We start from the raw sequence: 20,437 nt of genomic DNA on the forward strand, positions 1-20,437 counted from the left end.
CCGTCCGACCACGTATCCCCCTAATTATCCCGTCCGCCATACTAAGCGGCGAGCGCGCTGACGTCTTTAACTTACAGACGGTCCGCCACTGCCGATCGACAATGGCGGACCGTCTTTAACGCTGACCAAATGAGGAGCCCGCGCGACCGGCCCCACACCCATCACGTTCGGGGCAGGGCATAAGCCAGCGTATAATCCCCATACCGCGTCCCGAGCGCACCATGCCCGCCCGCAGTGATCACGACATATTGCCGCCCGTCGGCACCTCGGTACGTCATCGGCGTGGCCTGCGCCCCCGCCGGAAGCCGTGCCTTCCAGACGACCTTGCCAGTGTTCAGGTCGAACGCGCGCAGATACTGGTCGGTGGTGGCCGCGATGAACGCTAGCCCACCCGCGGTGACGATCGATCCGCCGAGGTTCGGCACGCCGGTCTTGATCGGTACGCCCAGATGCGACCCGAACAAGCCGGTATCGCGCGCCGTGCCGAGCACCTCGCGCCACAGGATCTTCTTCGTTTTCAGATCGACCGCGGTCAGATGCCCCCAGGGAGGCGCGTTGCACGGTGCGCCGAAGATACCGATCCACGCCTGCACCACCGCGACGTACGGCGTGTTGTACTGCGTCTGCAACTGCGCCTGACGCGCGTTCTCGCCGCCCTGCTTCTGCGCCATCAACGGCCCGACGCGCGGGTCGTCGCGGCGCATCAGCCACAGCTTGAACGGCATCTCCATCGTGTTGACTGTCATGATCCCGCGCACCGGATCGACTGCCGCGCCGCCCCAGTCGGTCACGCCGTCGAACGCTGGGTGGCCGATGATCGGCGTCAGGCCGATCGGCTGGTAGATCCCAGCGCCCTGCGAGCGGCGGATGTCGATCCGGCACAGCAACTGGTCGATCGGCGTCGCGCCCCACGTCGCCTTTTCGCTCGGCGCGGGCGGGGTGAACGACGGCATGCCGACCGAGAAAGGCTGCGTCGGCGATACCGTGACGCCGGGCGTCGCACCGGCGGTCCGCACGTGTCGCTCGGCAACTGCGGCGATCGGCGCGCCCGTCAGCCGGTTGAGGAAATAGACCTGGCCCATCTTGGTCGTCTGGAGCAGCGCGGGGATCGTCCGCCCGTCGGGCGCGCGGTAGTCGAACAGCGACGGCCCGATCGGCAGGTCCATGTCCCACATGTCGTGGTGAACCAGCTGCCGGCTCCAGCGCAGCTTGCCCGTCGCAACGTCGAGCGCGACGATCGAGCTGCCGAACCGGTCGTCGAACGGCCGGCGATAGCCGATCCAGTAATCCGGCGAGGCATTGCCCGTGCCAAGGTACACAAGGCCGTTCGCGGCATCGGCGGTGATCGCGCCCCAGACGTTGGGCGTGCCACGCGTATAGACCTGACCTGCGGGCAGCGGCGCGATCGCGTCCTGCGACCGGCCGACGTCCCACGCCCATACCGGCTTCCCCGATACCGGATCATACGCCCGCACCACGCCGCTCGGGATGTTGCGGTTGACGTTGTCGGTGATCCGCTCGCCGATGATCAACCGCCCGTTGACGACCATCGGCGGCGACGTCCCGATCTGGTCCGATGCGTTCGACACGCCCATGTTCGCACGCAGGTCGATGCTGCCGTTCTCGCCGAAGCTCCGGCATACCCGCCCGGTCTCGGCATCGAGCGCTACGAGCCGCGCATTGAAGGTCGGCGCGAAAATGCGGTGCGGGCACGGCGTCCCGGCGGGTGCGTCGAAATACGCCACCCCGCGGCAGACGAGATAGTTGTTGCCCTGCACGTTCGCCGACTCGTGCCAGCTCCACCGGGTGCGGCCCGTGGTCGCATCGATCGCTTGCACGAACGAATGCGGCGTGCAGGTGTAGAGGGTATTGCCGATGTGGATCGGCGTCGCCTCGGAATGATATTCGCGCTTGTGCTCGGTGGTCTCTGCCGCGACCGGCAGATCGCCGGTTCGCTGCGTCCAGGCCAGAGTGAGCCGCGCGACATTGGCCGGCGTGATGTCCGCGATCGACGAATAACGCCGGCCCGACGCCGTGCCGCCATAGTCCTTCCAATCGCCGTCGGCCTCGCCCGTCGCTGCCTGCGTGGGGCCAGCCGGCAGGGTGTCGATCGGACCTTGCGCATCGACATCACGTCCGCGCAACGCAAGCAGACCGACGAATACGACTGCAACACCAGCCGCTACGGCAGGCGTGGCGCGTGAAAAGCCAGACGAGCGAGACGCTCCCGTTCGGCGTCGCCATCCCAAGAGCAGGACCAACACGAGGAGAACGGTCGGCGCCACGACGCGTGGAACGAGCTGCAATCCGTCGAAGCCGACTTCCCAGACCGCCCACACCAACGTAGCGATCCAGATACCTACGAACAGCCACCGACCACGCGCATCGTCCCGACCGACGAGGGCGCCGCTCGCGATCATCGCAAGGCCCGCGATAAGGTAATAAGGAGAACCGTGAAGCAACAACAGGACAGTGCCGGCGACTGCGAAAAAACCGCCGAGCACCGCGATGATCCAGCCAAGGGCGCGCGCCAGATTACGTCTCATCGCTGTCGGCTCCACCTATGTCTCCCGGATTAACGTACGATAAGCGACCAGGCTGCTTGATGACGAAGATTTCATCATCGCCGCAGCCCGACGCAGGGCCGGTTCGCCACGGCGGTATAGAGCGCCGCCTCCAGGCATCGTCGCGCCAGCCAGTCCATTCCTCTCGCCCTACGCGTAGAGTCTTGCCACGATCGTTTGTCATGATGTAATGATATCTCATTGCATCATGATATTAGGCAACTCGATGATCCAGACTGTGAAGCCGCTTTTACCCGTAACGGTCATTTCCGGATTCCTCGGTGCCGGCAAGACCACGCTCCTCAATCATATTCTCGCCAACCGCGAAGGGCGGCGAGTGGCGGTGATCGTCAACGACATGTCGGAGGTCAACATCGATGCGGACCTAGTGCGCAGCGGCGATACCGCCCTGTCGCGCGGCGAGGACACGCTGGTCGAGATGACCAATGGCTGCATCTGCTGCACGCTGCGCGAGGACCTGCTCGTCGAGGTGCGTGCGCTGGCCGAGGCCGGGCGGTTCGACTGCCTCGTCATCGAGAGTACCGGCATCTCCGAGCCCCTTCCCGTCGCCGCGACCTTCTCGTTCGAGGACGAGCAGGGGGAAAGCCTGTCGGATGTCGCGCGGCTCGACACGATGGTGACCGTGGTCGATGCGGCCAACCTGTTACGCGACTATGCGAGCACCGACTTTCTCGCCGATCGCGGCGCGGCGCTCGGCGACGACGATCGCCGCAGTCTGGTCGGACTGCTGGTCGAGCAGATCGAGTTCGCGGACGTGATCGTCATCACGAAGGCCGATCTCGTCGATGCCACGCAGCTCAAGACGGTGCGCAAGCTGGTCGCGTCGCTCAACGCCGATGCCCGCATTATCGAGGCGCGGCACGGACGCGTGCCCCTCGACACCGTGATCGACACCGGCCTGTTCGACGACGAGAAGGCGGAACTGCATCCACTCTGGGCCAAGGAATTGTTCGGCTATGCCGACCACCGCCCCGAGAGCGAGGAATACGGCGTCGAGAGCTTCGTCTATCATGCCAGAGCACCGTTCGACCCGGCGAGCTTCCATGATTTCACGCAAGGCGGCTGGCCGGGCGTGGTGCGTGCGAAGGGACACTTCTGGATCGCCACCCGCCCCGACTGGTGCGGCGAACTCGCACAAGCCGGCGCCCAATCCGTGACGGAGGCACTCGGTCGCTGGTGGGCATGCGTCCCCGAGGAGAAGCGCCCGGACGGTGAAGCGTGGGACCGGATGGTCGCCACGAAATGGTCGCCGATCTGGGGTGACCGACGGCAGGAGCTCGTCTTCATCGGCATCGACATGGACGAAGTCGAGATCCGGCGTCGCCTCGATGCATGCCTCGTTCCCGCGGCCGCGTTCACGCCGCGGCTATGGGCGCACCTCCCCGATCCGTTCCCCGCCTGGGGCATGCGAGAGGCTGGCTGATGAACGCCCTACCGCCACTCGCCCTGTCGCCACTCGCCCTGTCGCCACTTGCCCTGTCGCCACTTGCCCTGTCGCCTCCCGCTCCAACCCGCTCACACGTCCATCGCGCGCAGTCCGTCGATGGTATCGCCGCGATCCTCGACCCCTTGGTCAACCTCGCCATCTGGGAGCGGCCGTCGGTGCCCGTCGGAACGCTCGATGGCTTCGGCACCATCCAGATGACGACCCCGGTCGATCACGCAAGCGCGGCGCTGACCGCTGCGTTCGCGCGGCAATCGCCGGCCGCCTGGCACGCGGCACTCGCTTCGGACATCGCCGCGCTCGCCGCATCCCTCGCCGCGATCATGGACCTGTCGCAGGTCGTGATCCGGCTGGAACGGGTGGTCGGCGACGCCTGCAAGCGCTGGCACGCCGATTACGTCTCCGTCCGCCTGATCTGCACCTATCGTGGATCGGGCACCCAGTGGATCGAACGGTCCGTCGAAACCGCCGACGCGTCCGCGGTCGACATACCGCGATCGCTCGACACCGGCGCGGTCGGCCTGTTCAAGGGACGTATCCTCGCCGGCGATCAGGCGATCATCCACCGCTCGCCCCCGATCGCCGGCACCGGCGAGGCGCGGTTGCTGCTCGTGCTCGACGGTCCGCCACCAGCGGACACCGCGGCGCGCTGGGAAAGCGCGATGCAACGTGACTGACATATTCGCGGTCCATCATCGGCGTTCGATCGGCGTTCGATCGGCGTTCGATCGGCGCGCGGTTCGCCGTGATCCAAGGCAGGACTTCCACTCCATGACGCGTTTGTCGCTTCTCATCGCCGCCACGCTGGCGAGCCTTGGCGCGGTTGCCGGCGCCCAGCAGGCATTCGGGCCGGCAGGGTATCTCGAGCCGGGCGCGTTCGACGTGCTGGCCGTCCTGCCGCCTGCCCCTAAGCCCACCGACCCCCGCGGGCTTGCCGACCGGGCGATCTTCAAGGCGACGCGTGCGTTGCAGGGCAGTCCCCGCTGGGCGATGGCGACCAACGACGTGAAGCTCGCGCCCGCCGATCTGTTCCGTGACTTCAGTTGCGCCTTGGGGATGACGCTCACGCCCGAGGCCGCGCCGCGGACAGCAGCGCTGATCCGTCGCGCCGGGTTCGACACGGCGCGCCAGACCGGCATCGCCAAAACCTTCTACAAGCGTCAACGCCCGTTCCTGATCGACCGGGGCCCGATCTGTCAGCCCGCGGCAGAGGTGGCGGACAGCTATGACTATCCGTCGGGCCATACGACCGCGGGCTGGACGGTCGCGACCATATTGGCGGAGATCGCCCCCGATCGCGCGACCGCCCTGCTTGCACGCGGTCGTGCATTTGGCGAAAGCCGGGTCGTCTGCGGCGTCCATAATGCCAGCGCCGTCGAAACTGGACGATTGTCGGCGTCATCGACGCTGACCGCGATGCAGGGCAACCCTGCCTTCACCGCCGATCTCGCCGCGGCCAGGCAGGAGATCGCGGCACTCCGACAGGCTGGTGCCGCGGCGAAGCCCGACACGGCACTCTGCACACGCGAAGCGGCACTCGTCGCCCAACCCCTTTACTGACGAGACACCCATGACCGACACGACCGGCTCGCGCCTGCTCCTCAACCGCCGCACGATGATCGGCGCCACCGCGGCGATGATCGGCGCGCCCGCGATCCTGCGCGCGCAACAGCTGTTCGCCGCCTACCCGTTTCGCCTCGGCATCGCGGCGGGCGATCCGGCCGCGGACGGCTTCGTCATCTGGACGCGGCTCGCGCCCGATCCGCTCGCCGAGCATGGCGGCATGCCGATGCAGCCGGTCGAGGTCGATTGGCAGGTCGCGACCGACGCACGTTTTGCAACGCTGGTCGCCGGCGGCAAGGCGCTGGCGCGTCCCGAGCTCGCCCACTCGGTCCATGTCGAGGTCGCCGGCCTGCTGCCGGATCGCCCCTATTGGTATCGCTTCACGGTCGGCAGCGAGCGCTCTACCACGGGATGCGCCCGCACGCTGCCGCTCGCCGGCGCGCCACTCGACCGGCTGCGCTTCGCGGTCGCCGGCTGCCAGAATTACGAGGACGGTCTCTACACCGCCTATCGTCACCTCGCGGCCGACGATCCCGCCTTCGTCTTCCATTACGGCGACTATATCTACGAAGGCCGCAGCGCACCGATGCCGGTCGGCTATGACGGCAAGCCGCGCCGCTTCGTCCGGGAACATGCCGGGCAGAAGCTGTTCGACCTCGCCGATTATCGCCGCCGCTACGCCCAGTACAAGACCGACCCGGACCTTCAGGCCGCACATGCCGCGGCGGCGTGGTTCGTGACGTTCGACGATCACGAGGTCGAGAACAACTGGGTCGGCGAGATCGACCAGGAGAATGATCCGCCCGAGGTGTTCGCACTCCGCCGAGCCGCGGCCTTTCAGGCTTATTACGAGCACATGCCGCTGCGCCGGTCCGCGTTTCCGGGCCCCGCCGGGATGCAGATCTATCGTCGCGCGACGATCGGCAACCTGCTCGACCTGCACCTGCTCGACACCCGGCAGTTCCGCACCGACCAGCCCTGCGACGACGGATTCAAGACGCGTTGCAAGGGGTGGGCGGACCCGGCAGCGCAGGTCATGGGACAGGCACAGGAGGCATGGCTCGCCACCGCCCTCAAACAGAAGAAAGCGCGCTGGAACGCGTTGGCGCAACAGGTGATGATGATGCCGCTCGACCGGCGTACCGGCGACGAGCCCGCGCCGATCCGCAACATGGACAGCTGGGGCGGTTACGACGCCCCGCGCGAACGCGTGCTGAAAATGGTCGAGGGGCTCGGCAATACCGTCGTGCTGACCGGCGACGAGCATCAGAACTATGCCGGCGTATTGCGTACCCAGGCCGGCCAGGGAGAGGCCGTCGCCGTCGAGTTCGTCGGTACGTCGATTACCTCGGGTGGCGATGGCGCGGATCGCCGGGTCGGGGGAGACCGCATCCGCGCACGCAACCCATTCCTCGCCTGGACCAATGACCGCCGCGGCTACCTGCTCTGCGAGGTCAATGCCGACGAGTGGAAGACCGATTTCCGCACCGTCGATACGGTCGGGCGTCCCGACGCCCCGGTAAAGACGTCGGGTACCGCGATCATCGAGCACGGCCGCGCCGCCGTAACGATGACGTAAGCGCCGTACCTCGGGCCGCGCCGTAGATCTTCGACGCGGCGAGGGTCACCGATAGCGCATCAGCCATGTGGTGCGGCGATCGGTCTGTTTGGTGAGACAGGCCGGATGATTCAGCCGCTCTATCGTGCCGACACCGTCCCCCGTCTCGATCGGACAGGCGCGGTCGCGCTGCTTGATCCAGGCGCGCTGCGACGCACGCAGCGCCGCTTGGCGACTGACGGGCAGGCGCTTCATCTTGGCAGAATAGGTCGCGTTCAGTCGCGTGTCGGCGCGTCGATAGTCCGCGCCGAAACACGCCGCCATTGCCGGGGTTATACCCTGCGCCGCGTCCCCCGTGTTGAGACACCGATCGAGTTCGGGTGAGCCTGCAATCGCGAGGGCGAGGGCGAAAATCAGCATTCTGCGTCTCCTTCACCGACCCAACGCAACAGCGTGAATTCGGTTCTGCCCGAACGCCTCGATCCCCGATCTGGTCGCATGACTATGATTCTATTGGTGTTTTACTGTCCGTGCCCCCGCTCGCGACGACATCAAAACAGCTTGCGAAGCGAAAGCACGACGGCGCGTCCGACCGGATCGAGCAAATCCGGCTGGTACCGGTAAGGAACGAGGCCGGTCGCGTCGCGCACCCTTTGGCGCGCCCCGGTTACGTTGGCGATTTCTATCTTAAGGCCGAGATGCCGGGTCCAGTCCCGGCGGGGCAGGAAATGGTGGATGCTCAGCGAGCCGGTGAGGTTGATCTTGCATAGCGGTGCGAATGTGAGTGTCGATGCGGCGACACTTCCCCGGACGGTTGCTCCGCCGGTGCAGTAGAAGTCGAATGTGCCGCCATTGCCCAGATAGCTCAGCCCCCCATAGCCATAGCCGGCAAGTCGCTGCGCGGTGCCACCCGACAACGTATCGCCGTCCAGCAGATCCAGCGTCGGTGCGCCCGGCCTGAGCTCGAGCCGGTCGGCGAAGCGGACCGTGGGGCCGATGCCGCCATAGAAGGTCGGGCGATCGGGCGGGCGTCCGTCCGGTGTCGTCGGTGGCTTGGCGCGCCCGATCTGCCCGCTGGCGGCAAGCGTGATGTTCAGCGTCCGTTGCCGCTCCCGGAAGACATTGATTGGGCGGAATGCCACCGACGCCAGCGCGCCGGTGCCGTCGCGCACGAACAGTTCGGGCAGCGCTGCCTGCGCGGCCGGGGTGATCGCGAAGATGGTCTGAATGCCGTCGCGTATGTCAGTTGCCTCGTACGTGGCGCCGATACGCAGCTCGCTCTTGGCGAAGGGCTTCACGGTCGCCCCGATCGACCGCGTCCGGCGACGCTCGGCCGACAGCGCGGGATTGCCTCCCAGAAACAGCGTGACCAGCGTCGAACGACCGGTCGCGAAATCGAACAGCGGAATCTGGGGCGCCGAGATCTGCGGTGCGGCGAGCTGGTCGAGCGTCGGCGCAACCGCCGACCGCTTGAGTTGCGCCAGCAGCTGGAGACCCGCGAACGGCGCCCAGTTCGCGCCCAGCGTCGAGTCCGACAGGTTACCGAAACCGCCTACGTGACGGACCGTGGCGGAGGCATTGGCCGACAGTTCGCCGACCCATGGCAGTACGTCCTCGCGCCGCGACGCGATCGGCAGGTCGAGCGCGACCGCCCCCTCGACGCGGCTGCGATCGAAGGCGATCGCGGACGGGTTGGCACCGCGCGTCCTGCTGTCCGTGCCGATCTGCTCGCCTTCGAACGTGGCCGTCAGCGTGACGCGACCGGCCGGTAGGCGCAGCGGGCGGTTGGTCGCGACGAATTTGGTGCCGGCGCCGTAGGTTGATTGAACAGTGTGGTCGACCAGCCGCTTGGCGAGGAGCGCGGGATCGAGCGGCCGAAACGGGTCGGCACCTCCGGCGATCGCCGCATTGGCCGCCGTCATGTCGATCGCCTTGGCGACGATGCCGTTCCTGTGCTGCGTGTCGAGCGTGCCGGTCCAGTCCCATTGCCACCCCCGCCATGCGCCACGCACCACGCTGCCGGCGTGCAGCGTGGTGATATCGGTGCGCTGGCTGAGTGGTGGCGCCTCGACGAGGTAGCGCTGGAGCAGAAAATCGCGGCCGAACGGCGAATACGGGTTGTCGCCGGAAATAAGCAAGGTCGTGCTCGCGGGCCCGAACACGGTTCGCTCGCGACTATGGTCCGCGGTCAGCGTCAACGAACCCGACAGCCTCCGTCCGATCCGGTTGGCGATCACCGCCTCGCCGTGGAAAGTATCGTTCGATGGCGCGAGGGTATGCAGCGGCGACAGGTCGAACAGCCGCGGCCGATTTGCGTCCGCCACGAAGCCGCCGAGTCCGACCATGCCAATGGGTAGAGGCCCGTTCGGCACAGGGACGATCGTCACGAACTGACCAGCCAGTGCCGACAAGGCGGGATCGATTTCGCCCCCGGCCAGCGTCCCTGTGACATTCCCGCGTGCATCGAACGGCACGTCCGGATCGGGCAGGACGCGACGCCGCGTCTGCAACAGCGCATCGGTATGTCGCGCGTCCAGCGACAACGTGAGACGGCCGTCTCCCCGCAGACGCGTGTAATCGACATGCGCGTTCGCGTTGCCGGCACCACCCCGTGTCGACGTCCCGGCGGCCTGCTTCAAGGATAGCTGGCGAAACCGGCGCTTGGTGATGAAGTTCACGATCCGCCGGGTCGGCGGATAGCCGTATTGCAGCGCGACCGGCTCCGGAAACACCTCGACCTTCTCGATCGCTTCCGGCGGCAGGTTACCGATCTCCTGGTATCCCGACACGCGTTGCGCATTGAGCAGGAAGATCGGCTCCTGCCCGTCGCCCGACTGCGTCACGCCGCGGATCGTCCGCAGCAGCTCGTCGATCGAGGTCGCCCCGGTGGCGCTTATCGCCCCTGCGTCGAGCGTCGCCAGCGGCTGGATCGCCGTATCCACCTGCCCTCGCCTGCCGACAATCACGATATCCGGGCGGGAATTCGACGCATCGGGCTGGTCTTGTAATGGATCTGGATCGGCCTTGACCGGTACGCCCGACGGCATTCCGGACTGCGATATTCCCGCCGCCGACCAAGACAACAAGCATGCTGCGAAAGTAATGCGAGGTGCCCATCGAGTATCCTGACGCATACTCTTGGGCGACTGCATGGGTTTGCTACCTTTTGCGGGCTAACAGGATCAACAGTGTCGAACGAACCGAGTATGGCTAGTCTTGAAGATGCGAGCTCGCGGTGTCCCGGTCCAGCCGCCAATGCCATTGCATCAGCATCAGGACCACGACGTGCTGGACCACGAAACCCAGAATTGGCAAAATCATGCGGGTTTCGTCGAAGCGGAGCAGCGCGATGAACATCAACAGCGTCAGTGTCGCCGCCATCGTCAACCGCTCGACCGCTGCAACGCGGACCCAATTGCGATCGAGTATTGCCCACGCGATCAGAACGCTGGTGCCCGCCAGTAGTAATACTACCATCGACAGCGACGACGCGGCGGCCCGGTTGCCGTCGTCGAGAAGCGTCGTCGGCGCACCGTTTACGGCCAGAATACCGACGACATTGTCCTGCGCGAAATCGAGATACGGAAAGCCGACGATCGCGCCGACGCCCAGCACCGACGCCAGCGGCAGGATCAGGCCGACCGCGAGCGCGTAGCTCGCCAGGGCAAAGCGTCCGTCCGGGTCGGCCAATCGCATGCGCCACGCTCCCAGCAGGCACCCGAACGCAAAGAACAACGGCCTGCCGTCGTCGATCGAAGCCTCGAATTCGCCCTGCATCGCAAGCCCCCATTCGCGATTACGATCACCCAGACCGGCGATCGCAAGCGCCATCACGCACCGGGAGAGCGTCGCGATCATATCCGGACCATTCCCGCGGAGCATCCGGAATGGCTCTCGGCAACGCTTCGCGCGAGTGAGATACCGGCGACCGTCAGCCGGTAGGCATGACGCGGAGGCCGCCCCGCCTGCACCGGTTCGCGCCATTCGGCGGCCAGCAATCCTTGCTCGGTCATGCGCAGGAGCAACGGGTAGAGCGTACCGGACGAGACGCCGGTCTCCTTCATGAGCTCATACCCGTGCCGCCAGTGTCCGGGACGGTCGGACATCGTCGCCAATAGCGCCAGCATCTGTTTCGAGGGTCGACGATCACGAGCCATATGTCTATCCAACATATGTAGATTTAGCAGTCAAGCCGCTTGGCCGATGCGACGGGCGAACTTCGGTCGCCATCGGATTCACCGAATTAATCCGTTCGTTACATTCCGCGGTAGCGCCGGGCGGAGCGCAATCCTAAAGGTCGATCCGATACGGAACGATCGCGACCGGTTCTGAAACACGGGCGTTACAGGGGAGTTGGCATTGGCGGTAATCGACAGGCGCGCGGCGTTGCTCGCGGGGGTGGCACTCGTGGCCGGCTGCACGAATGCGGGGCATCTCGCGACCGGCGGGCTTGGTAGCGCACAGCCGGCTTCGTCGTTCGTCACTGTCGCGGGCCACGGCTTCGAACGCAACGGCAAGCCGTATCGCTATGCCGGCGCGAACATCTGGTACGGTGCATGGCTCGGCGCGGAGACCGCATACGGCAACCGTGCCCGCCTCGGGCGCGAGCTCGACCGGCTGAAGGCGCTCGGCGTGCGCAACCTGCGCATCCTCGGCTCGGCCGAATTGTCGCCGCTCAAGAACTCGATCACGCCCGGCTTCCGCGACAAGAGCGCGACCTACAACGAGGATCTGCTCAAGGGCCTCGACTGGACGCTCGCCGAGCTGGCGAAGCGCGACATGACCGGCGTCATCTACCTGACCAACTTCTGGGAATGGTCGGGCGGGATGATGACGTATCTGTCGTGGGTCAACGGCGGCAGGTTCATCAACATGAACGACCCCGCGCACCCGTGGCCCGAGTTCGCCGACTGGAACGCGGCGTTCTACACCAACGGCCAGGCGCAGGCGATGTACCGCGACTATATCCGCGCCGTCGTCTCGCGCACCAACAGCGTGACGGGTGTGGCCTATGCCGCCGACCCGACGATCATGGCATGGCAGCTCGCGAACGAACCGCGTCCGGCGGGCGGCGACAAGGTCGCCGTTCCCAACCTGCCCGCCTTCTATCGGTGGATCGACGAGACCGCGCGCTACATCAAGACGCTCGATCCGAACCATCTCGTCTCGACCGGCTCCGAAGGCCTGAAGGGCTCGATCGAGCGCGAGGACGTCGTGCTCGCCGCGCATCGCTCGACGTCGATCGACTATTTGACCACGCACATCTGGCCGAACAACTGGACGTGGATGGACGCGGGCGATCTCGCCGGCACCTACGACGCGGGCGCAGCCAAGGTCGCCGACTATATCGACGCGCATATCCGGCTCGCGACCACGCTAGGCAAGCCGCTGGTGATCGAGGAGTTCGGCTACCCGCGCGACGGCAAGACCGCCTATGACCCGACCATCACGACGGTCTACAAGGATCGCTTCTACCGCCAGATCTACGCCGCGATCGAAACCAATGCGAAGGCCGGCGGACCGCTCGCAGGCTCGAACTTCTGGGCGTGGAACGGCGAGGCGCGGACGCCGCATGCCGATCACCGGTTCCAGCGCGGCGACCTCAGCTACATGGGCGATCCGCCGCACGAACCGCAGGGCTGGTACGGCGTGTTCGACAGCGACACCGCGACGCAAGCGGTGATCCGCGCGCACGCATCGGCGATGGCAGCCCTGTGATGCTCAGCCGACGCGAAACGCTGGGGATGACGGCCGCGCTGGGCCTGCTGCACGGCGTGCCCGCGCTGGCGGCGGTCCCGAACCATACGCTCAGTAACCCGAAGGCGTCACCGGCCGCACGAAAACTCTACGCATATCTGTGGAGCCAGTACGGTCGAAAGACGCTGACCGGCCAGCAGGAACAGGGTTCCGCCCAGCCGAACCCGAACGGCGAACTCGACTATCTTCAGCGCGTTACCGGCAAGCTGCCCGCGATCCTCGGCCTCGACTATATCGACCCGCGCGACAACGACGCGGTAAACGACCGGGCAACCGCCTGGGCGCGGTCCGGCGGTATCGTCACGCTGTGCTGGCATTGGGGCGCCCCCGACATCGGCACCGGCTACGAGAACTCGAAGAAGGATATCGACGTCGCCGCCGCGCTCAAATCCGGCACGCCGCAGAACGTCGCGATGATGCGCGACATGACCGAGGTCGCGCGCCTGCTGAAGGTCCTGCAAGACCGCGGCGTCGCGGTGTTGTGGCGCCCTTTCCACGAATTCAGTGGCGACTGGTTCTGGTGGGGCAAGCACGGCCCCGACGCGTTCAAGGCGCTGTGGGCGCTGATGTACGACCAGTTCACACGCGTCCACGGCCTTAACAACCTGATCTGGGTACTCGGCTGGGCCGGGCAGAACGTCGATCCCGCCTGGTATCCGGGCCGTGCGACGGTCGACGTCGCCGGCGCGGACATCTACGCGAACGACCACGGCAACCTCGCGCCCATGTTCGCGCAGGTGAAGGCGATCGTCGCCGACACGCTGCCGATCTGCCTGCACGAGAACGGTCCGGTCCCCGATCCGGCGCTCCTCGGCCCTAACGCCGACTGGCTCTGGTTCATGACGTGGCACACGCGCTGGCTCACCGGCGCCGACCAGAACACGCCCGACCAGTTGCGCCGCGACTTCGCGTCGAAGCGCTACGTGACCAAGGATGAACTCCCCGCAGCGCTGAAGGTGAAGGCATGAAGACGATCCTGGGGCTGTTCGCCGCGACATTGCTGTCGACGTCGGCCATCGCCGCCCCGCCGACGGTGACCCCGACGACCGGGAAAGCCGGTGCCGTGCTCCCCACCCACGTCGGCGGTCGCGTCGCGCGGACCGCTGAAGGCTATACGCGCCAGTGGCCGGGCACGTATTTCGAGGCAGCGTTCCGCGGCCCGAGCGCACTTATGAAGATCGGCGCGGGCGACGTGATCCTCCGCGTTTCCGTCGATGGTGCCCCCGTCGCCAAACTCGTCAAGCCGAAGTCCGGTCTCTACCGCGTCGCCGGTCTCGCGAACGGCCGCCATACCATCCGCGTCGACGTCGCCAGCGAAAGTCAGGCCGCACCGACCGTCTTCGGCGGCTTCTACGCCGGCCCCGAAACACGCGCCCTGCCCGCCCCCGCCCGCACGCGCCAAATCGAGTTCATCGGCGATTCCCACACCGTCGGCTACGGCAACATCTCGACCAAACGCGACTGCACGCAGGACGAAGTCTGGGCGACAACCGACGCTTCACAAGCCATGCCCGCGCTGACCGCCCGCCGCTACGGCGCGGATTACCAGGTCAACGCGATCTCCGGCCGCGGCATCGTCCGCAATTACGACGGCATGGCTGCCGATACCGTGCCTGTGGCCTATCCCTTCACGCTGTTCGACAAGGCCACGCGCTACGCCGACCCGGCCTGGCGTCCCCGCCTGTTCGTCATCGCGCTAGGCACCAACGACTTCACCACGCCGCTCCACCCCGGCGAACCGTGGAAGACGCGCGATGCGCTGCATGCCGATTACGAGCAGCACTATGTCGATTTCGTCAAACGCCTGCGCGCACAAAATCCGCACGCGCATGTACTCCTGTGGGCAACCGACATGGCCGACGGCGAGATCGCATCCGAAGTCGGCAAGGTCGCCGCACGCCTAAAGGCCGAGGGTCAGCGAGACGTCGCTTTCGTGCCTGTCACCGGGCTTGCCTTCACCGGCTGCCACGCGCACCCTTCGACGGCTGACGATGCCCGGATCAGGACAGCGTTATCTACCTATATCGACGCGCATCCAGAGATCTGGACGCACAAATAACCAAATGATTTGCATATTGTTGCCGGCACCCGGTAGCAGAGGGGCAAAGGTACGGATCACGATCGCGTACCGACCGGGGAGAGTATGATGTCTGCGAGTTTTTCGACCTTCACGATCGCGCTTCTGCTGCAATCGGCCGCCACGCCGGTAGCGGTACCGACCCCGCCGCTATCCGCCGTCGCGCATCCGGAAATCTGGCCGACCGCCAATGCGCGTCCGTTGCGCGATCCGAAGGTCGAGGCGCGGATCGACGCGATCATGAAACGCATGTCCGTGGAGGACAAGATCGGCCAGCTGATCCAGGTCGACATCGCCAGCATCGAGCCCTCCGACCTGCGCACCTACAAGCTTGGCTCGATCCTCAACGGCGGCAATGCCGGCCCGCACGGCAACGACCTCGCGCCGCCGGTCGAGTGGCTGAAACTCGCCGACGACTTCTACGACGCTTCGATGGTGCGGAGCGACGGCCGCCCCGCGATCCCCGTGATCTGGGGCACCGACGCGGTCCACGGCAACAACAACATCCCCGGCGCCACCCTATTCCCACATAATATCGGCCTCGGCGCAGCGCGCGACCGCGACCTGATGCGTGAGATCGGCCACGTCACCGCGATCGAGACCGCCGCCGCCGGTATCGACTGGACCTTCGCACCCACGCTCGCGGTCGTCCGCGACGATCGTTGGGGCCGCACCTATGAGAGCTATTCCGAGGAGCCACAGATCCAGGCGGATTACGCCGGCGCGGTGATCGAAGGCGTCCAGGGCAAGGTCGGCACCAAGGAGTTCCTCGCACCCGACCGCGTCATCGCGACCACCAAGCACTTCCTCGGCGATGGCGGCACCGGCGGGCGCGACCAGGGCGACGCCCGCATTCCAGAAACCGTGCTGCGCGACATCCATCTCGGCGGCTACCCCGCCGCGATCGAGGCCGGCACGCAGTCGGTGATGGCCAGCTTCTCGAGCTGGAACGGCGCCAAGATGCACGGCAACAAGAGCCTGCTGACCGGCGTGCTCAAGGATCGCCTCCACTTCGACGGCTTCGTGGTCGGCGACTGGAACGGCCACGGGCAGGTCGACGGCTGCTCGAACGAGAGTTGCGCCGCGGCAATCAACGCCGGCCTCGACATGTTCATGTATTCGGGCAGCGGTTGGAAGACGCTCTACGCCAACACGCTGAAGCAGGCGCAATCGGGCGAGATCCCTGCCGCGCGCCTCGACGACGCGGTCCGCCGTATTCTCCGCGTAAAGATCCGTGCAGGCACGTTCGATCGCGGTCGCCCGTCGTCGCGCGCGCTCGCCGGCAAGATGAACCTGATCGGTGCCGCCGACCACCGCGCGATCGCCCGCCGCGCGGCACGGGAATCGATGGTTCTGCTCAAGAACGAGGGCGGCCTGCTCCCGTTGAAGCCCTCGGCCAACATCCTCGTCGCGGGCGGCGGCGCGGACAACATCCCGCAACAGGCCGGCGGCTGGTCGCTAACCTGGCAGGGCGGCGGCACCACCAACGCGAACTTCCCCAACGCCGAGACGATCTGGTCGGGGATCAGCACCGCGGTCAAGGACGCCGGCGGCACCGCGACGCTGTCGGCGGACGGCAGCTTCGCCAAGAAGCCCGACGCGGCGATCGTCGTGTTCGGCGAACAGCCCTATGCCGAGTTCAAGGGCGACCGCCCGAACCTCGAATTCAGCCCCGAGGACAAGTCCGACCTCGACCTCCTGCGGAAATTGAAGGCGGCGGGCGTTCCGGTCGTCGCGGTGTTCCTGTCGGGTCGGCCGCTCTGGGTGAATGCCGAACTCAACGCCTCCGATGCGTTCGTCGCGGCGTTCCTGCCGGGCAGCGAAGGCGGCGGCGTGGCGGACGTGCTGTTCCGCAAGAAGGACGGCAGCGTCGCCAACGACTTCCGCGGCAAATTGAGCTTTTCCTGGCCCAAGCGTCCCGACCAGTATGTCCTGAACCGCTCCGACCCCGGCTACGACCCGCTGTTCGCGTTTGGCTACGGGCTCAGCTACGCCAAGCCGGGCAGCGTGCCGAAGCTCGACGAAACCCGCCCTGCCGGCATGGCGGCATCGTCGAACGGCACGATCTTCGGCAAGGGCCGCGTTCCCGAGGGTTGGTCGCTCGCGCTGGTCGAGCAGGGCCAGTCGAAGGTGCGCCTGCTCGGCGTCAACGCGACGACCGCGACCAAGCGTCTCACCGCCTCCGCGGTCGACCGCCGCCGCCAGGAAGACGCGCGCGCGTTCGTCTGGACCGGCGGCCCCGCCGAAACGCGGGTCGAGGCGTCGGGCCCGCTCGACCTGACGCGCGAGAGCAACGGCGAACTCAGCCTGGTCGTCGACGTCCGCGTCGACCGCGTCGGCAGCGCACCAGTCGGTCTCGGCATGGTCAGCAACGACGGCAAGGCGATCACGGTGCCGATCACCAGGACGCTGGCCGCCGGCAAGCCGGGCGACTGGCAGCAGGTCATCGTCCCGCTGCAGTGCTTCGCCAAGCGCGGCATCGACATGGCGCACGTCACCGCGCCGTTCGTGATAGCGACCGACGGCAAGCTCGGCCTGTCGATCTCCGACGTGAAGATCGACTCCGCGCCGGTCCCGATGACGAAGTGCGGCGATTGAGCCGGCTTCTGCTCGGTGCGGCGGCTGTCCTGCTGACGACGGCCGCCACGCAAGCCCCGCCCGCGCCGATCAGGATCGACCAGGCGGGATTCGAGACGCGCGGTCCCAAGATCGCCGTCCTGCCATCGACGCAGGCCCAGCCACTCGCGTGGACGCTCACCGATGCGAACGGCAAGACCGTCGCGTCGGGCCAGACGATACCGGTCGGTGCCGACGCGGCCTCGGGCGAAAGCGTCCACCGGATCGACTTCGGCACGGTCCGGACGCCCGGCACCGGCTATCGCCTGCATGTCGGCGCGACCGCGAGCCACCCCTTCGCGATCGCCGATCGCCCGTTCGCGCCGATCGCGACCGCGGCGATGGCGTTCTTCTACCAGCAGCGCAGCGGCGTCCCGATTCTTCCCGCGTTCGTCGAACGCAAGGATCTGGCCCGCCCCGCCGGCCATACGCCCGACGTCGCCACCTGCTTCGCCGGCCGCGATCAGAAGGGCGTCAAATGGCCCGGGTGCAGCTACAAGATCGATGCGACCGGCGGCTGGTATGATGCGGGCGACCAAGGCAAATACGTCGTCAACGGCGGGGTCTCGACCTGGACGTTGCTCGATCTCCACGAGCGCCTGGCCGCCTTCGGTGACGCCAACGCCTTCGCCGATGGCCGCCTCGCGCTGCCCGAACGCGCCAACGGCAAGGACGACCTGCTCGACGAAGCCCGCGTCGAAGTCGCATTCCTGCTTGCGATGCAGATTCCCGATGGCACCAAGTTCGCCATCGCCCCGGACGCTGGCGTGGCAGGCAAGGCTATCACCCGGTTCGAGACGATCGACGCAAGTGGCCTGGTCCACACCAAGATCGCCGACGAGAACTGGACCGGCCTCCCGACAGCGCCTGCCGACGATCACGAACGCCGATTCCTCTACCCGCCCTCGACCGCGGCAACGCTCAACATGGTCGGTGTCGCAGCACAGTGCGCGCGGGTCTGGCGAACGATCGACCCGGCCTTCGCCACCAAATGCCTCACCGCGGCGCGACGCGGTTGGGCCGCGGCCCTTCGCCATCCGAACCTGCTCACGAGTTCGGACTTCACCGGCAGTGGCGGCTACGGCGACCCGGACGTCCGCGACGAATTCACCTTCGCCGCCGCGCAACTCTACGCGACCACGAGCGAACCGGTTTTCCTCGATCGCCTGCGCAAGGACGGGATCTTCACCGATCCCGGCGCGGATATCGGCTGGGGCTCGCTCAGGCTGGCGGGCGCACTGACGCTGGCGACCGTGCCCGACGCGCTGCCCACGGACGATCGCGCTAAACTCCGCAGCCGGATCACCGCGCTCGCGGACGGCTTCGTCGCCGAAGGCAAGCGCATCGGCTACGGCATACCCTTTGGCGGCACCAACTATCCCTGGGGATCGAACAGCTCGATCCTCAACCGCGCGATCGTGCTTGGCGTCGCGTGGCAGATCGACCGCAAGCCCGCCTACCGCGATGCGGTCGTGGCGAGCCTCGACTATATCCTCGGCCGCAATCCGCTCGACCGATCCTACGTCACCGGTATCGGCACGCGCCCGATGCAGCACCCGCACCACCGCTTCTGGGCCGCCGCGGCGGACAAGCGCTACCCGGCACCCCCTACCGGCGTACTATCGGGCGGCCCCAACTCCGCGGCGGCGAACGAACCCGGCCCGATGAAGGGATGCGCGCCGCAAACCTGCTGGATCGACGACTATCGCGCGTTCACCGTCAACGAAGTCGCCATAAACTGGAACGCGCCGCTGGTCTGGACCGCGGCCTTCCTCGACGCGACGCGAGGGCGCTAGAGCCGTTCCAGCGTCCGCGCGAGGTATCCGCGGATCGCGTCGGTCCGCTCCGGCGACGGGCTTCCGAGTACGCCGCGCATCGCTTCGGGCAGATGCGCGGCCGCGTCCTGCGCCGCGTCTCCGAACACGTATTGATCGAACCACCCCCGCACCGCCGCGCGCTCACCCGCCGGCAGGTCGCGGATCGCGAGGATCGCGTGGATCAGCGCGGGGAACGGCGACGCCGCGCCCGCCTGTCCCCACCAGTAATTGACGAGCACGTTGAACCGCCCGAGCGCCTTCACGTCGTGCCACCACATCGACGGTATGAAGATCGCATCGCCCGGCTCCAGCACGGTCACCTGCATCTGCGCGCGCGCCTCGGCGAACCGGGGGTAACGCTGCAGGTCGGGCGCCTCGAGATCGACCAGGCTGACCGGCTGGCCGGCGATCGTCACGTCGAGCGGCCCGACATACAGGTTCGGCCCCTGCTCGGGCGGAAACAGGCAAAACCGTCGCCGCCCCGCGACCACGACCGCGACATTGCTGGATACGTCGTAATGCGTCGAGACGCGGCTGTCGTTGCCGATCCACACCCGCGGCACCGCATCGGGAGTCGGCAACGGCAGGACGTTCGCCTCGGCCCAGCCCGGCAGGAACTCGCCCGCCGCGGCAGCGCCGGCATAGATGGCAGGCGCACCCGTCACCCCCTGCAGCGCGATGAGCTGGTCCACCAGTGTCGGGATCGGCGCCTTGGCACGCTCGAAATTGAACCCGCTCAGGTCGTCGTCATAGAAAAACCGCCCGCGCACGTCGCTCTGTGCGACCATGACGTCGGCCGATCGTCCGCCATCGAACGACACGATATGATCGCCGATCGCGCGATCGGATCGCTGCGCCGCCCGCACCGCCGGCCAGTCCGCCGCAAGCCCGCGCATGACCACGGGACGGTAGCCATGCGCGATCTCGGCTTCGAACCGGACCGCGTCGATCGCGCCGGTTTCGGCAACCGGCAAGCCAGGGATCTCGCTCATCGCGTGCGTGTAATCCCTGGCCCCGGAT

General features: G+C 66.8%; 15 protein-coding genes. 9 read left to right on the forward strand and 6 right to left on the reverse strand.

The window, feature by feature from the left end; translation table 11 throughout:
* Positions 1 to 161 precede the first annotated feature (161 nt).
* Positions 162 to 2,546 carry a membrane-bound PQQ-dependent dehydrogenase, glucose/quinate/shikimate family gene (locus BM244_RS05060; protein ID WP_093398134.1) on the reverse strand — a complete coding sequence of 795 codons (2,385 nt, stop codon included), beginning with the start codon at positions 2,544 to 2,546 and terminating at the stop codon, positions 162 to 164.
* 244 nt (positions 2,547 to 2,790) lie between these two features.
* Between BM244_RS05060 and BM244_RS05065 the strand changes: the two genes are divergently transcribed.
* The 4 genes from BM244_RS05065 to BM244_RS05080 all read left to right on the forward strand — a co-directional run bounded on the left by BM244_RS05065 (position 2,791) and on the right by BM244_RS05080 (position 7,171).
* The gene (locus BM244_RS05065; RefSeq protein ID WP_093398135.1) at positions 2,791 to 4,008 is read left to right on the forward strand and encodes a GTP-binding protein; all 1,218 of its coding nucleotides are present in this window, start codon (positions 2,791 to 2,793) and stop codon (positions 4,006 to 4,008) included.
* Entirely contained in the window at positions 4,008 to 4,706 is a 699-nt protein-coding gene (locus BM244_RS05070) for a DUF1826 domain-containing protein (protein WP_175518062.1), read from the forward strand. The genes BM244_RS05065 and BM244_RS05070 overlap by 1 nt, the downstream gene beginning before the upstream one ends.
* Positions 4,707 to 4,800: 94 nt before the next feature.
* Positions 4,801 to 5,589 (forward strand): acid phosphatase, encoded by a 789-nt coding sequence (locus BM244_RS05075; protein ID WP_093397770.1) that lies wholly within the window; start codon positions 4,801 to 4,803, stop codon positions 5,587 to 5,589.
* 10 nt (positions 5,590 to 5,599) lie between these two features.
* On the forward strand, positions 5,600 to 7,171 hold the full coding sequence (locus BM244_RS05080; RefSeq protein WP_254784269.1) for an alkaline phosphatase D family protein: 1,572 nt from the start codon (positions 5,600 to 5,602) through the stop codon (positions 7,169 to 7,171).
* 45 nt (positions 7,172 to 7,216) lie between these two features.
* Here BM244_RS05080 and BM244_RS05085 read toward each other — a convergent pair whose 3' ends face one another.
* The 4 genes from BM244_RS05085 to BM244_RS05100 form a co-directional block, all read right to left on the reverse strand.
* Entirely contained in the window at positions 7,217 to 7,570 is a 354-nt protein-coding gene (locus BM244_RS05085) for a lysozyme inhibitor LprI family protein (protein ID WP_093397772.1), read from the reverse strand.
* Positions 7,571 to 7,701: 131 nt separating this feature from the next.
* The gene (locus BM244_RS05090) at positions 7,702 to 10,092 is read right to left on the reverse strand and encodes a TonB-dependent receptor (RefSeq protein WP_093397773.1); all 2,391 of its coding nucleotides are present in this window, start codon (positions 10,090 to 10,092) and stop codon (positions 7,702 to 7,704) included.
* Between the two features lie 268 nt (positions 10,093 to 10,360).
* On the reverse strand, positions 10,361 to 11,008 hold the full coding sequence (locus tag BM244_RS05095; protein WP_093397775.1) for a hypothetical protein: 648 nt from the start codon (positions 11,006 to 11,008) through the stop codon (positions 10,361 to 10,363).
* A complete protein-coding gene (locus BM244_RS05100; RefSeq protein ID WP_368086050.1) occupies positions 11,005 to 11,307 on the reverse strand; it encodes a PadR family transcriptional regulator in 303 nt (100 codons plus the stop codon). The genes BM244_RS05095 and BM244_RS05100 overlap by 4 nt, the downstream gene beginning before the upstream one ends.
* A gap of 202 nt (positions 11,308 to 11,509) precedes the next feature.
* Between BM244_RS05100 and BM244_RS05105 the strand changes: the two genes are divergently transcribed.
* The 5 genes from BM244_RS05105 (at position 11,510) to BM244_RS05125 (ending at position 19,396) form a co-directional block, all read left to right on the forward strand.
* Entirely contained in the window at positions 11,510 to 12,868 is a 1,359-nt protein-coding gene (locus BM244_RS05105) for a glycoside hydrolase 5 family protein (protein WP_217649079.1), read from the forward strand.
* Positions 12,868 to 13,875, forward strand: coding sequence for a glycosyl hydrolase (locus BM244_RS05110; RefSeq protein ID WP_254784310.1), 1,008 nt, complete (start codon positions 12,868 to 12,870; stop codon positions 13,873 to 13,875). The genes BM244_RS05105 and BM244_RS05110 overlap by 1 nt, the downstream gene beginning before the upstream one ends.
* Entirely contained in the window at positions 13,872 to 14,966 is a 1,095-nt protein-coding gene (locus tag BM244_RS05115) for an SGNH/GDSL hydrolase family protein (RefSeq protein WP_093397778.1), read from the forward strand. Before BM244_RS05110 ends, BM244_RS05115 begins: the two co-directional genes overlap by 4 nt.
* A gap of 87 nt (positions 14,967 to 15,053) precedes the next feature.
* A complete protein-coding gene (locus BM244_RS05120; protein WP_093398139.1) occupies positions 15,054 to 17,582 on the forward strand; it encodes a glycoside hydrolase family 3 protein in 2,529 nt (842 codons plus the stop codon).
* Positions 17,579 to 19,396, forward strand: coding sequence for a glycoside hydrolase family 9 protein (locus BM244_RS05125; protein ID WP_254784270.1), 1,818 nt, complete (start codon positions 17,579 to 17,581; stop codon positions 19,394 to 19,396). The genes BM244_RS05120 and BM244_RS05125 overlap by 4 nt, the downstream gene beginning before the upstream one ends.
* On the opposite strand, the gene BM244_RS05130 is transcribed toward BM244_RS05125, so the two are convergent.
* A complete protein-coding gene (locus BM244_RS05130) occupies positions 19,393 to 20,409 on the reverse strand; it encodes a cupin-like domain-containing protein (RefSeq protein WP_093397780.1) in 1,017 nt (338 codons plus the stop codon). The genes BM244_RS05125 and BM244_RS05130 overlap by 4 nt on opposite strands.
* Positions 20,410 to 20,437: the final 28 nt, after the last annotated feature.

The sequence above is a fragment of the Sphingomonas sp. OK281 genome, assembly GCF_900115295.1.
Classification (GTDB): domain Bacteria; phylum Pseudomonadota; class Alphaproteobacteria; order Sphingomonadales; family Sphingomonadaceae; genus Sphingomonas.